Genomic DNA, 13,329 nt, shown 5'->3' with positions numbered 1-13,329 from the left:
CGCCCTATTCGGCCGCGTGCCACCAGGTGGGGAATTGCGGCCCGTAGACGGGTGTCGCTTCCGGGCGCTCGATCTGCTTCCAGCGCGCCACCCACTTGTCGGGTTGATGATAGAGCGGAACGACGTAAGCGCCACTCATCAGAACCCGGTCGAAGGCGCGCACGGCCGTCTCGAACGTTTCGCGCGTGCGGGCGGCAAGCAGGGCCTCGATCATCGCGTCGACGGCGGGATCGGCCACGCCGGCGAAATTGTAGGTGCCGTCGAGGTCGCGCGTCACCGAGCCCCAGCGGCCGATCTGCTCGGCGCCGGGCGACAGCGACGAGGTGTAGCGCATCAGCATGATGTCGAAATCGTAGGTGCGCTGGCGCTGGAGATATTGGGCGCTGTCGACGATGCGGACGGTGGCGCGGATGCCGAGGCGCTCGAGCGTCCGGGCCCAGGCCATGGCCAGCGCCTGGCCGGACGGGCCGTTGAGCATGATCTCGAAGGTGACCGCGCGGCCGTTCGCGTCGACGAGCTGCCGCCCGTCGAGGCTATAGCCGGCGGCCTTCAGCGCATCCATGCCGGTGCGCAGGAACTCCCGGTCGCGGCCGGTGCCGTCGGAGGAGGGAAGCTTGTACGTGCCGTCCATGATCTCCGGCAAGACGGCGTCGGGGTAGGGGGCGAGCAGCGCGCGCTCGGCGGCACTTGCCGGCACGCCATGCGAGGAGAGGGACGATCCGTCATAATAGCTGCGCGTGCGCGTGTAGGCGCCGTTGAACAGGTTGCGGTTCGCCCATTCGAAATCGAAGAGCCCGGCCAGAGCCTGGCGGAAGGCGCGGTCCTGGAAAACCGGCCGGCGGGTGTTCATGACGAAGCCGTACATGCCGGACGGCTGCTCGATCGGGAACGCGTCCTTTATCACCCGCCCGGCATTGGCGGCGGGGAAGTCGTAGCCGGTCGACCAGCGGCCGGTGTCGGTTTCCTCGAACAGCGTGACGACGCCCTTCTTGAAGGCCTCGAACATCGTGTTGTCGTCGCGGATGTAGTTGATCCGGACCTCGTCGTAATTGTCGAAGCCGCGCTTGGAGGGAATGTCCTTCGCCCAATAGTCCGGGTTGCGCTTCATCACGACCAGTTCGCCGGGACGCACGCTCTGGACCACATAAGGGCCGGAGCCGATCATCGGTTCGAGCGACGACTTGTCGAAGCGGTCGCGGTCGATCGCGTGTTCGGGCAGGATGGGCAGCATGGCGAGCAGCAGCGGCGCCTCGCGGCCCGCATCCGGCTTGAAGGTGAAGCGCACACCGTTCTCGCCGACCTTCTCGATCTTCTCCGCCGCCTTGATCCAGTTCTGGTATATCGGCCGGGCCTTTTCCAGCAGGAGTTCCATCGAGAAGATGACATCGTCGGCCGTCACCGGCTCGCCGTCGGAGAATTTCGCGCGCGAATCGAGCGTGAACTCTATGAAGCTGCGTTCCTCGTCCGTTTCGACGGTTTTCGCGAGCAGCGGGTAGAGCGTGAAGGCCTCGTCGCGCGAGCGCGCCATGAGCGTCTCGAAGACGTTGTTGCCGAGGAACTGGTCGAACAGGCCCCGTGCGCCGTCGCCCTGGACGATGAACGGATTGAGGCTGTCGAAGGTGCCCTGCAGCGCATAGTCGATTCGCCCGCCTTTCGGCGCGGCCGGGTTCGCGTAGGGAAAATGCGGGAAGTCGGCCGGAAGGTCCGGCTCGCCATGCATGGCGATCGCATGGGTCGGTCCGTCGGCTGCACCCGCCAGCGGGATGGGCAGCAGGAGGGCAAGCGCCAGGACGGCGGAAAGAGGCGACAGGCGCATGACCATGCTCCGGCACTGACCCATGTTGAAACGGCTGATTCGCCGGCACCGTAACATGGGAGGCGCGCGGGCAGGAATCCCCGCCTTGCACGCCGCCAAATTTCGCCGCAGGTCTGGATTCCGGCAAGCTGGCGGTGTAACAGGCGCGAGGAGTCATGCTGTCGCCGCAATTGATCCGCAGTAGCGGGCCGACCGTCGGCGCGCGCCACAGCTCACTTTCTGAGAGGAAAACGACCCAATGAACCGCCGCAAAACCAATGCGACCCGACTTTCCATCCTGGCCGCCGGTGCTCTTGGCGTCGCCGTGACCGCCACCCTGCCGGCCGCTGCCCAGCAACAGCAACAGCAATTGCCGGAAGGCTGGTTCAAGGCCTGCAGCAAGCAGGAAGACGTCGACATCTGCAACGTGCAGAACATCAAGGTTGCCGATACCGGCCAGCTTCTCACCGGCATCAGCCTGATCGAGGTGAAGGGCAAGACGAACCGCCGCGTGTTCCAGGTAACGGTTCCGACCGGCCGCATGGTGCCTCCCGGCATTGGCTTGCAGATCGATGGCGGCCAGGCCCAGAAGCTCGACTACATGCTTTGCCTGCCGGACCGCTGCATCGCGGAAGGCCAGCTCAACGACCAGCTCGTCGCTTCCTTCAAGCGCGGCTCGGAACTGACGCTGACCTCGGTCAATTTCCAGAACCAGGCGAACCCGATCAAGGTTTCGCTGGCAGGCTTCACGGCAGCCTTCGACGGTGAGCCGCTGCAGCAGTCGGACCTTGAGGACCGCCAGCGCCAGATCCAAGATTTCGTCAGCAAGAACACCGACGACTTCGCCAAGAAGCTGCGCGAAGAGCAGGAAAAGGCGAAGCAGGGCAACTAAGGCCCCGCATCGTACCGGAAACGAAAAAGCGGGCCATCTGGCCCGCTTTTTTTATGCCGCATGGGCGCAGAAGCCAGTCAGTGCTGGGCGCGGCCCTTGGGCGCGTAGTGGCCGTCGCTGGTCTTGTCGAAGAATTCCGCCAGTTGCGGATGGCGCACCGGTTCGCCTGAACTGTCGTCGAGCAGGTTCTGCTCCGACACGTAGGCCACATATTCGCTTTCGTCGTTTTCCGCGAGCAGGTGATAGAACGGCTGATCCTTGCGCGGGCGCACCTCGGCGGGGATCGCTTCGTACCATTCTTCGGTATTCGCGAACTCGGGATCGACGTCGAAAATCACGCCGCGAAACGGAAACAGGCGGTGCCGCACGACCTGTCCGATCCGGAACTTTGCTACTTTTGCTTCACGCATTTCTTTGCACCATCGGGTCTATTTGGCGCATTGCAGCGCACAATTCAATCCTTGCCGCGCTTGACGGGCCGCGGCGGGCAGGGTAGCCGCGCAGCATCAGCCCCTACGATAGACCGGTATTTCCCAAGGTTGCCATGGCAGACATCGTCGGACTTGTTCTGCCTTTCTTCGGCATGATCCTGCTTGGCGCGATCGCCGCGCGCATAACCCGCCAGCCGCTCGAAGCGCTCGGCTGGATGAACACGTTCATCGTCTACATCGCCTTGCCGGCGCTGTTCTTCCAGCTCATCGCGCGGACCCCCATCGAGCAGTTGACCGAGTGGCGCTACATCTTCGGGGTTGTGCTTTCCACCTATCTGGTCTTCAGCCTGATGTTTGTCGGCTCGGTGATCGTCTCGCGTGGCGAGATCGCCGAAAGCACGATCAAGGGACTGGCGGCCGCCTACGGCAATATCGGCTATATGGGGCCGGGCCTCGCATTGCTTGCGCTGGGGCCGGAAGCCGCTGTGCCGGTCGCGCTGATCTTCTGTTTCGAGAACGTGCTGCATTTCGCGATCGCGCCAACGATGATGGCGCTGGCGGGCGACGAAAAGGCGTCGCCGGGCGAAGTGGCACTCGGCGTCGTCAAGCGTATCGCGCTGCACCCGTTCATCATCGCCACCGCAGTCGGGGTGCTGGCGGCATGGCTGAAATACGAGCCGCCGGTGCCGGTGGCGCGGCTGCTCGAATATCTGGCGCAGGCGGCCGCCCCCTGCGCTCTGTTCGTCATGGGCGTCACGCTTGCCCTGCAACCGCTGCGCCGCGTGCCGCGCGAACTCGGCGCGATCGTGACGCTGAAGCTCGTGGTGCACCCGATCCTTTGCTATGTGGTGCTCAGCCTGATCGGCAATTTTTCGGAAGTGTGGGTGTTTTCGGCGGTCCTGCTGGCGGGGCTGCCGACCGCGACGAACGTTTTCGTGATCGCCCAGCAATACGGCGTCTGGGTGCAGCGCGCCTCGGCGAGCCTGCTGCTGACCACCGTTCTGTCAGTCGTGTCGGTAACCGGGCTGCTCTATCTCATCCGCAACGGCATATTGCCGCCGGACCTGTTTCCCTGATCGTCAGACCCGGAAGACGCTGCCGAAACCGCTGCCGGTGCGCAGCCCCTCGCGCATGAACAGCGCGCGCAGAGGCGGCGCGGCGCCCAGCAGGCTCAGCCCGGCAGTGCGTATGAGCTGCACCGGCAGCATGTCCGAAAGCAGCGAGCGGTTGAGCATGTTGACGGCGGAGGACCGCGCCAGAATGTCGGGCCGGCGACTGCGGTCGTAGGCTGAAAGTGCCGCCGCGGAGCCCGGATCGGCGGAATGGCGCATCGCCGTGTCCAGCAGGCTTTCGACGTCGCGAATGCCGAGATTGAGCCCCTGGGCGCCGATCGGCGGGAAGATGTGGGCCGCCTCGCCGACGAGCGCGACGCGGTTCGCGGCAAAGCGGCGGGGAAGGGCGGAGCTGATCGGAAACACCTGCCGGCCGGGCTCGACGGCGACGCGCCCGAGCATGGACTGCATCCGCTCTTCGACGATGAGCGACAGCTCGTCGTCCGAAAGCCGGACCAGTTCCTCCGCGCGATGCGGGCGCGTGACCCAGACGAGGCTGGAGCGCTGTCCGGACAGCGGCACAAGCGTGAACGGCCCGTCTTCGGTGTGGAACTCCGTCGACGTGTCGTCGTGGGGCCGCGCGTGCGCGAAATCCAGCACGAGCGCCGACTGGCCGGTACTCCCGGCGCTGACGGCGATACCGGCAGCCTCGCGCGCCGGCGACATACGCCCATCGGCCGCGACCGCGATCCGGGCCGATACGGTCCGGCCGTCGGCAAGCTCGGCCTCGATGGTGTCGGCATCGATGTTCCAGCGGGAGACGGTGGTTTCGGCGCGTTCGACGCTCTTGCTCGCCGAAACGGCCTCGTCGAGCGCGGCCAGCAGGCGGCGGTTGGGGATATTGAGGCCGAAATAATCCTCGCCGATCTCGCTGGCGCGGAAGGTGACGACGGGGCTGCGCAGCAAACGCTGTGTCGCGTCGGCAATGCGCATGACCTTCAAGGTCGCGGCATCGGTGCGCAGCGCATCGAGCAGCCCGAGTTCATCCAGGAAATCCAGAGACGGCTTCATCAGCGCCGTCGTGCGCCGGTCGGCGAGATTGGCGGGTGGCCCGGCCAGCGCGACACGGAACCCGGCGCGTCCGAGGGAGAGTGCGGAAACGAGGCCCACCGGGCCGGTTCCGGCGACGACGATGTCAGCTTCAATCTTCATGGATCTGCTCCGCATGGTGCCCGTTTGGCATATAGGGCGGCGGGGCGATCTTGATCAACGTGTCGAATTGGCCCATTGCGGCGACATGAGCGAGTTGCGCGACGACTTTTCGAGGCTTGATGCGCCCGGCCGGATGGCCGCCGGGCTGGCAGGCCGCGCGAAGGCGCTCGTCTATGCAAGCGTTGGGCTGGCCGTCGTCCTGTCATGGCTGGTGCTTGCCGCCATGGCGCACCGGGTGTCACAGGGCGCGCTGCCCGCGACGCAGGGGCCTGGAGCCGACCTGCTGGCGGCGCTGCCTGACCTGCCGTTGCCGGCGTTTCTGGAGCGCTTCTTCGCGCTCTGCCTGTCGCCGTTGCCTGCCGGCGATCCCGTGGCCGAGTTCCTGGCGCTGCTGGCGATGTGGTTCCTGATGGCGGTGGCGATGATGTTGCCGACGGCCGCGCCGATGGTGCGCACCTATTGCGAGATTGCCGATACCGCCGCCCGCAAGGGGGAGGCGGTGGCGCATCCGCTGGTGTTGGTCGCAGGCTATCTCGGCGTGTGGCTTCTCGCCTCAGCGCTGTTTGCTGCGCTGACCGTGGCGCTGCGGCAGGCGGGCGCGGTGGCTGGTGGTCTCGGGCCGGTGGAGGGGTCGGTTGCCGCGCTGGCGCTGTTGCTGGCGGGGCTCTACCAGTTCAGCAGCCTGAAGGCGGCGTGCCTCGAAAAGTGCCGCAACCCGTTCACGGTGCTGTTCTCGCGCTGGAGCGCGCGACCCGCGCGCATCCTGCGCCTCGGGGCGGAACAGGGGCTGTGGTGCCTGGGCTGCTGCTGGGCGCTGATGCTGGTGATGTTCGCCGTTGGGCTCATGAACATCTTCTGGATGGCGCTGTTGGCGGTGTTCAGTCTTGTGGAAAAGGAAACGGCGGGTTCGCTTCCAACGCGGCTCGCCGGCGCGATATTGCTTGTCTGGGCAGCCGTGCTGCTTGTAGTTTCGTGGTAGCCGAGGAGGTGGCGATGGCCGAAACAAGTTGGGCGATGAAGGGGGAGCTGGTGCTGTCGTGCAACTGCACCGTCTTCTGCCCCTGCGTCCTGTCGCTCGGCCAGCATCCGCCGACGGAGGGATATTGCCAGACCTGGGCGGGGTTCCGCATCGATTCCGGTCATTTTGGCGATGTCGACCTGTCCGGGCTCAATCTCGGGCTGATCATGGAAATCCCCGGCTATATGAGCCGCGGCAACTGGACGGCCGGGCTGTTCGTGGACGAGCGCGCCTCGATCTACGCACAGAAGGCGATCGGCAAGATATTCTCCGGCAAGGCCGGCGGCACCACGGGGCTTCTTTCAATCCTCGTCGGCAAGTTCCTCGGCATCGAGCGCGCGCCGATCAGCTACGAGGTGCGCGACAAGACCCGCATCTTCCAGATTCCGAAGATCATCGACGGTGCGGTGACGCCAATCCCCGGCAAGAACCGCGACGACGATACGGTCATCACCAATTCCGAATACTGGATCGCGCCGGAGATCATCGTCGCCAAGTCCGACAAGAGCCGGCTGCGCGCCTTCGGCCGCAACTGGAACTTCGCCGGGCGTTCCGCCGAAATCTGCAAGCTGGACTGGCGTGGGCCGTGACAGACGAACTATCGCCGAAAAAGAAGCTCTCGCAGCGCATTCCGAGACCGAAGAAGAAGGTGACGTGGCCGCAGGCGCGCGCCTTTTCGGTGCACCTGCTGACGGCTTCGGGCTCGTTCCTGGCTTTCCTGTCGCTGGTCTCTGCCGCCGAGAAGCAGTGGACCGCCATGTTCCTGTGGCTGGGCCTCGCGCTGTTCGTCGACGGCATCGACGGCCCGATCGCGCGCAAGCTCGAGGTCAAGGAAGTGCTGCCGACGTGGTCGGGCGAGATGCTCGACAACATCATCGACTACGTGACCTATGTGCTTATTCCGGCCTTCGCGCTCTACCAGAGCGGCTTCATGGGCGAGGGGCTGTCGTTCCTGTCGGCGGCGATCATCGTCGTGTCCAGCGCGATCTACTATGCCGACACCGGCATGAAGACGAAGGAGAACTTCTTCAAGGGGTTCCCCGTAGTCTGGAACATGGTGGTGTTCACCCTGTTCGTGATCCATCCCGGTGAGTGGGTCTCCTTCGGCATCGTCGTGATCGCGGCGATCCTGTCCTTCGCGCCGGTCAACTTCCTGCATCCGGTGCGCGTCAAGCGGCTGCGGCCGTTGAACCTCGGCATTTTCCTCGTCTGGTGCGTTCTCGGCGTTGTGGCGCTGCTCCAGCAGATGGATTCGTCGCAGATCGTGCGCATCGGTGTCGGCATCACGGGCGTCTACCTGTTCGTGATCGGCGGCATCATGCAGCTTTTACCAAAACTAGGACTGAAAAAGGACTGACATGGCCAAGGCGATACGCGTTCACGAGCACGGAGGGCCCGAGGTCCTCCGCTACGAGGATCATGACGCAGGCAAGCCCGGCAAGGGCGAGGCGCTGATCCGGCATACGGCCATCGGACTGAACTTTCTCGATACCTACTTCCGCTCCGGGCTCTATCCGGCACCGGCGGGGCTGCCGCTCATTCCCGGCAACGAGGCCGCCGGCGAGGTGCTCGAGGTGGGCGAGGGCGTCGACTGGGTCAAACCCGGCGACCGCGTCGCCTATGTAGGGGGGCTCGGGGCCTATGCGCAGGAGCGCGTCATCGCCGCCGACCGCCTGGTGAAGGTGCCGGACGGCATCTCCGATGAAGACGCGGCCGGCATGATGCTCAAGGGCATGACTGCCGAATACCTGTTGTTGCGCACCTATCCCGTGAAGCCGGGCGACACGGTGCTCTACCACGCGGCTGCCGGCGGCGTCGGTCTCATCTTCGGCCAGTGGGCGCGCAAGCTCGGCGTGACGCTGATCGGCACCGTCGGGTCGGCCGAAAAGGCCGAACTGGCGAAGGCGCATGGCTACGAGCACGTCATCAACTACAGCGAAGAGGATTTCGTCGCCCGGGTGAAGGAGATCACCGGGGGCAAGATGTGCGACGTGGTCTACGATTCCGTCGGTAAGGACACGTTCCCGGCCTCGCTCGACTGTCTGCGTGTGCGCGGCATGTTCGTCAGCTTCGGCCAGTCGTCGGGACCGATCCAGCCGTTCAACATGGCGATCCTGTCGCAGAAGGGGTCGCTCTACGCGACGCGGCCGACGCTGTTCCAGTACATCGCCACGCGTGACGAGCTGCAGGCTTCGGCCAATGCGCTGTTCGATGTGGTGAAGTCCGGCGACGTGAAGATCAGGGTCAACCAGCGCTACGCACTTGCCGACGCCGCCAAGGCGCATGCCGACCTCGAAGGCCGCAAGACTACCGGCACGACGGTTTTGATCCCCTAGGGCACGGCAGGCTCTTTTCAGGTTTCGCCGGGGTCGCGACACCTCCTGACAGCCAGTTGTCAGGAGGTGTTTGGTATACCCAATTCATCGAAACGCTGAATGCGAGGAAACAGCCGTGCTGAAATTCTATCATGCCCCGTGGTCGCGCTCCTCCGGTATCCTGTGGCTGCTGGAGGAACTGGGCGTGGACTACGAGCTTGTCGAGATCGACATCCGGCAGGACGGGGGCGTCCCGGAGGAATACCGGAAAATCCAGCCGAACAAGAAGGTGCCGGCCATCGAGCATGACGGCATCGTGGTTACCGAGCGGGCCGCGATCACCACCTACCTTGCCGACGCGTTTCCAGATGCTGGCCTCGCACCGCAGATCGGCGATCCGATGCGGGGACCGTATCTGTCGATGCTGGTCTATTGCGATGCGGTGTTCGACCCGGCACTGGCCGCCCACGCGCAGGGCTGGAAGTATGGCGGCAACAACTTCTCGTTCGGGACATTCGACGACATGGTGAACTATGTCGATCGTATCCTGACCGAGCGGCCTTATGCGGCGGGCGACCGGTTCACGGCTGCCGACGTGCAGCTCGGTTCCGGCATCGGCTATACGATGGAGAACCTGAAGGCGCTGCCTGAACGGCCGTCATTCCTGGCCTATATGGAGCGCCTGCGCGACCGCCCCGCCAACCTGCGGGCGGGTGAGAAGGACCAGGAAATGGCGATGAAGACGCCGTTCTTCCAGAAGCAGTTCGCCTCCCAGGGCTAATTACGCGGCCTGCCCGTAGAGATCATAGGCATCGGCGCGGTCGATCTTGACCGTGACGATGTCGCCGACACGCAAAGGACGACGTGACTCCAGATGGACGTTGCCGTCGATCTCGGGCGCGTCGTAGCGGGTGCGGCCCTTGGCAGCCGTGCCGTTCGCCTCGTCGATGATGACGGGCAGGCGCTTGCCGACCTTCTTCTTCAGAAGATTGGCCGATACTTTCTGCTGGCGCTCCATGAAACGGCGCCAGCGGGCTTCCTTGATCTCCTGCGGTACCTCGGGCAGGCCAAGCGTCTCGGAACGGGCACCGCCGACCGCCTCGTATTTGAAGCAACCGGCGCGGTCGATCTTCGCCTCGTCCAGCCAGTCGAGCAGGAACTCGAAATCTTCCTCTGTCTCGCCCGGAAAGCCGACGATAAAGGTCGAGCGGACCGCGAGATCGGGGCAAACGTCGCGCCAGGCCTTGATGCGCGCCGCCGTCTTTTCCTGGTGCGCCGGGCGTCGCATGTTCTTGAGAATCTGCGGCGAGGCATGCTGGAAGGGAATGTCGAGATAGGGCAGGATCTTGCCTTCAGCCATCAGCGGGATGACCTCGTCGACATGCGGGTAGGGGTAGACGTAGTGCATGCGCACCCACACGCCCATCTCGCCGAGCTCGCGCGACAGATCGATGAACTTGGTGCGGACCTCGCGATCCTGCCAGACACTTGGCTGGTACTTCACGTCGACGCCGTAGGCCGACGTGTCCTGCGAGATGACGAGGATTTCCTTGACGCCAGCCGTCACCAGCCGTTCGGCCTCGCGTAGCACGTCGCCTGCCGGGCGCGAGACCAAATCGCCGCGCAGTGCGGGAATGATGCAGAACGAGCAGCGGTTGTTGCAGCCTTCCGAAATCTTCAGATAGGCGTAGTGGCGTGGCGTCAGCTTCACGCCCTGCGGCGGGATCAGATCGACGAACGGCTCGTGTGCAGGCGGGGCGGCCTCATGTACGGCGCTCATCACGCTCTCATAGGCCTGCGGGCCGGTGATCGCGAGTACGTTGGGGTGCTTCTCGCGGATCAGCTCGGGTGTCGCGCCCATGCAGCCGGTGACGATCACCTTGCCGTTTTCCTTCATCGCGTCGCCGATTGCCGCAAGCGACTCGTCACGCGCGGAATCGAGAAAGCCGCACGTGTTGACGACAACGAGATCGGCACCGTCATGCTTGCGCGCGATCTCGTAGCCCTCGGCCCGCAGCCGCGTGATGATGCGTTCGGAATCGACCAGCGCCTTCGGGCATCCGAGACTGACAAAGCTGACGCGTGGCGCGGACATGGGCGAAAACTCTCGACAATTGAGGGAATTGGCGCGCGCCATAGCACGAAAATTCAGGACGTGTAATCTCCCGGCGGCACAAACGGCGGCGAAGCGCCTGCCTTTGAGTCCTCGGATATGATCAATTAGATGACGTGCGACGAGCAGGAGGCATGCCGCAATGAGCGAATTGATCGTCTGGACATATGACTGGGTGCCCGAAGGCCCACGCGGTTTCGTACGCGACATCCGGTTGAGATGGGCGTGCGAGGAAGCCGGTCTCGATTATTCAGTTCGAACGGTGCCTTTCGACGAGCGAGGCCCCGATCATCTGGCGCATCAACCGTTCGCGCAGATACCGTTTCTAAGCGATGGTGAGGTCGAGCTGTTCGAGAGCGGGGCAGGGCTTCTGCATCTGGCCCGCAAGAGCGAAACGCTGATGCCGCGTGATCCGGCGAGCGAAGCGCAGACGCTGCAATGGACGATCGCCGCGCTCAACTCGATCGAGATGGTGTCGGTGCCCTGATGGTTTCTGGAGGTGACCGGCGCGAAGGAAAACAATCTCGTCGGCTGGCTGGAAAGCCGTCTGGATCATATGGAACGCGTCCTGAAGGAGCGGCAATGGCTGGTTGCCGACCGTTTCACGGTCGCGGATCTGCTGATGGCCGATGTGTTGCGCGTCGCAAAGCTGCGCTCCTTCGGAGATCGGCCGGCGGCGGAAGCCTATGTGGCCAGGGTCACGGATCGCCCCGCCTTCAGGAAGGCCCATGCCGATCAGATGGCGCACTTTGCTGCGGGGGACGAGCAAAGAGCGGCAAAAGCCTAGGCCGTTCTGCGTCCGGCCAAGCGATGGGCGGATGCCGGATCTGACTTGTCCACGGGGTTTCGAAGAGGCTGAACGCGCAACCGCCAGCGGGGTTCGCGCGTTCGTGCTTGCCGGTATCGTGTTGGACAGCGACGCGTTTGGCTTTGTGTTCGCCGCGCAGGCGAGCTAGACGGGGTAATCGAACGCAACCAGGCGGGAGGCGCTGTTGGAAAATCCGCAAGACCGGCCGCCCGAGGATCAGGTCCACGCAACCGGGGCCGACATCTACGACGAGGACGGCGTCATTCGGTCCTCGTTCCTCTCCCATATCGGCGCTGCCATAGCCGACCGCGATACGCTGACGCTCAAGCAGGATGTCGGCGCGCTCCACCAATCGGAAGTGGGCGACCTGCTCGAGGCATTGATGCCGGAGCAGCGGCGCGCGCTTGTCGAACTGATGGGCGCGGATTTCGATTTTACAGCGCTGACCGAGGTGGACGACGCGATCCGCCTCGACATCGTCGAGAACATGCCGAACGAGCAGATCGCCCAGGCGATGCAGGAGCTCGATTCCGACGATGCTGTCTACATCCTCGAAGATCTCGACCAGGAAGACCAGGACGAGATTCTTGCTCAGCTTCCCTTTACCGAGCGTATCAGGCTGCGGCGCGCACTGGACTATCCGGAAGAGACGGCCGGCCGGCGCATGCAGACCGAGTTCGTGGCCGTGCCGCCCTTCTGGACGGTCGGCCAGACCATCGACTACATGCGCGAAGACAAGAACCTGCCGGAGTCGTTCAGCCAGATCTTCGTGATCGATCCAACCTTCCGCCTGCTCGGTGCGGTCGATCTCGACCGCATCCTGCGCACGCAGCGCACGGTGAAGATCGAGGAGATCATGCACGAAACGCGCCATGCCATCCCCGCGACGATGGATCAGGAGGAGGCAGCGCAGGTCTTCGAGCAGTACGATCTTCTGTCGGCAGCCGTGGTCGACGAGAACGAGCGCCTCGTCGGCGTGCTGACGATCGATGATGTGGTCGACGTCATTCAGGAAGAAGCCGAGGAAGATCTGATGCGCCTCGGCGGTGTGGGCGACGAAGAGCTGTCGGATAGCATTCTGGCGACCTCTCGCTCGCGCGTTCCATGGCTGCTGATCAACCTCGTCACCGCGTTTCTGGCGGCGTCCGTCATCGGCCTGTTCGACGCGACGATCCAGCAGATCGTGGCGCTCGCGATCCTGATGCCGATCGTTGCCGGCATGGGCGGCAATGCTGGTTCGCAGACGATGACGGTGACGGTGCGCGCGCTCGCGACGAGAGACCTCGACATCTACAATGCCGGCCGCATCATCCGCCGCGAGATGGGCGTCGGCTTCATCAACGGCATCATCTTCGCCGTGCTGGTCGGCGGAGTCGCGGGCTTCTGGTTCGACGACGTGAATATCGGCGGCATCATCGCGGCGGCGATGATCATCAACCTTTTCGTGGCGGCACTGGCCGGCATTCTCATCCCGCTGCTGCTCGACAGGGTAGGGGCCGACCCCGCCGTGTCCTCCGCTGTGTTCGTCACGGCGGTTACGGATGTCGTCGGCTTCCTCGCGTTTCTCGGCCTCGCGACATGGTGGTTCGGGCTGCTGTAACGGCGGGGTTGTCGCACGCCTGGCTCCAGCGAGGCGGCCTGCTTCATCTGGTTGCGGAATAAAAGCAGATGCGTTAGCTTCATCTGATTGCAA

General features: G+C 64.2%; 12 protein-coding genes and 1 pseudogene. 9 read left to right on the top strand and 4 right to left on the bottom strand.

The features are described from left to right. Positions 1-4 precede the first annotated feature (4 nt). Positions 5-1,816, bottom strand: coding sequence for an extracellular solute-binding protein (locus ACVJNE_RS12065; RefSeq protein ID WP_499565843.1), 1,812 nt, complete (start codon positions 1,814-1,816; stop codon positions 5-7). A gap of 238 nt (positions 1,817-2,054) precedes the next feature. Between ACVJNE_RS12065 and ACVJNE_RS12060 the strand changes: the two genes are divergently transcribed. Next, positions 2,055-2,687: an invasion associated locus B family protein gene (locus tag ACVJNE_RS12060; RefSeq protein WP_499565841.1), complete on the top strand. Its 633-nt coding sequence runs from the start codon at positions 2,055-2,057 to the stop codon at positions 2,685-2,687. A 77-nt stretch (positions 2,688-2,764) separates the two neighbouring features. Here ACVJNE_RS12060 and hspQ read toward each other — a convergent pair whose 3' ends face one another. Next, complete coding sequence (gene hspQ / locus ACVJNE_RS12055) at positions 2,765-3,097, bottom strand: heat shock protein HspQ (protein WP_499565839.1); 333 nt, start codon at positions 3,095-3,097, stop codon at positions 2,765-2,767. Between the two features lie 134 nt (positions 3,098-3,231). Between hspQ and ACVJNE_RS12050 the strand changes: the two genes are divergently transcribed. Continuing rightward, the gene (locus tag ACVJNE_RS12050; protein ID WP_499565838.1) at positions 3,232-4,194 is read left to right on the top strand and encodes an AEC family transporter; all 963 of its coding nucleotides are present in this window, start codon (positions 3,232-3,234) and stop codon (positions 4,192-4,194) included. A 3-nt stretch (positions 4,195-4,197) separates the two neighbouring features. Here the strand turns inward: ACVJNE_RS12050 and ACVJNE_RS12045 are convergent, their stop codons facing one another. Then, on the bottom strand, positions 4,198-5,382 hold the full coding sequence (locus ACVJNE_RS12045; protein ID WP_499565836.1) for a UbiH/UbiF family hydroxylase: 1,185 nt from the start codon (positions 5,380-5,382) through the stop codon (positions 4,198-4,200). Between ACVJNE_RS12045 and ACVJNE_RS12040 the strand changes: the two genes are divergently transcribed. The 5 genes from ACVJNE_RS12040 (at position 5,363) to ACVJNE_RS12020 (ending at position 9,496) form a co-directional block, all read left to right on the top strand. Further along, positions 5,363-6,361, top strand: a complete 999-nt coding sequence (locus tag ACVJNE_RS12040) for a DUF2182 domain-containing protein (RefSeq protein WP_499565834.1) — start codon at positions 5,363-5,365, stop codon at positions 6,359-6,361. The genes ACVJNE_RS12045 and ACVJNE_RS12040 overlap by 20 nt on opposite strands. Before the next feature lie 14 nt (positions 6,362-6,375). Then, a complete protein-coding gene (locus tag ACVJNE_RS12035; RefSeq protein WP_368802912.1) occupies positions 6,376-6,990 on the top strand; it encodes a DUF1326 domain-containing protein in 615 nt (204 codons plus the stop codon). Beyond that, complete coding sequence (gene pcsA / locus ACVJNE_RS12030) at positions 6,987-7,757, top strand: phosphatidylcholine synthase (RefSeq protein WP_499565832.1); 771 nt, start codon at positions 6,987-6,989, stop codon at positions 7,755-7,757. Before ACVJNE_RS12035 ends, pcsA begins: the two co-directional genes overlap by 4 nt. A 1-nt stretch (position 7,758) precedes the next feature. Further along, the gene (locus tag ACVJNE_RS12025) at positions 7,759-8,736 is read left to right on the top strand and encodes a quinone oxidoreductase family protein (RefSeq protein ID WP_499565830.1); all 978 of its coding nucleotides are present in this window, start codon (positions 7,759-7,761) and stop codon (positions 8,734-8,736) included. Positions 8,737-8,851: 115 nt separating this feature from the next. Continuing rightward, positions 8,852-9,496, top strand: coding sequence for a glutathione S-transferase family protein (locus ACVJNE_RS12020; protein WP_499565828.1), 645 nt, complete (start codon positions 8,852-8,854; stop codon positions 9,494-9,496). Here the strand turns inward: ACVJNE_RS12020 and rimO are convergent, their stop codons facing one another. Continuing rightward, positions 9,497-10,810 carry a 30S ribosomal protein S12 methylthiotransferase RimO gene (gene rimO / locus ACVJNE_RS12015; RefSeq protein ID WP_499565826.1) on the bottom strand — a complete coding sequence of 438 codons (1,314 nt, stop codon included), beginning with the start codon at positions 10,808-10,810 and terminating at the stop codon, positions 9,497-9,499. 160 nt (positions 10,811-10,970) lie between these two features. On the opposite strand from rimO, the pseudogene ACVJNE_RS12010 reads away from it, so the two are divergent. Together ACVJNE_RS12010 and mgtE are read left to right on the top strand one after the other, a co-directional pair. Further along, positions 10,971-11,615: pseudogene (locus ACVJNE_RS12010) on the top strand (glutathione S-transferase family protein). Positions 11,616-11,820: 205 nt separating this feature from the next. Further along, on the top strand, positions 11,821-13,236 hold the full coding sequence (mgtE, locus tag ACVJNE_RS12005; RefSeq protein WP_499565824.1) for a magnesium transporter: 1,416 nt from the start codon (positions 11,821-11,823) through the stop codon (positions 13,234-13,236). Positions 13,237-13,329: the final 93 nt, after the last annotated feature.

Source organism: Mesorhizobium sp. DxT (assembly GCF_058448885.1).
This window is presented reverse-complemented; position numbering and strand designations above follow the sequence as displayed.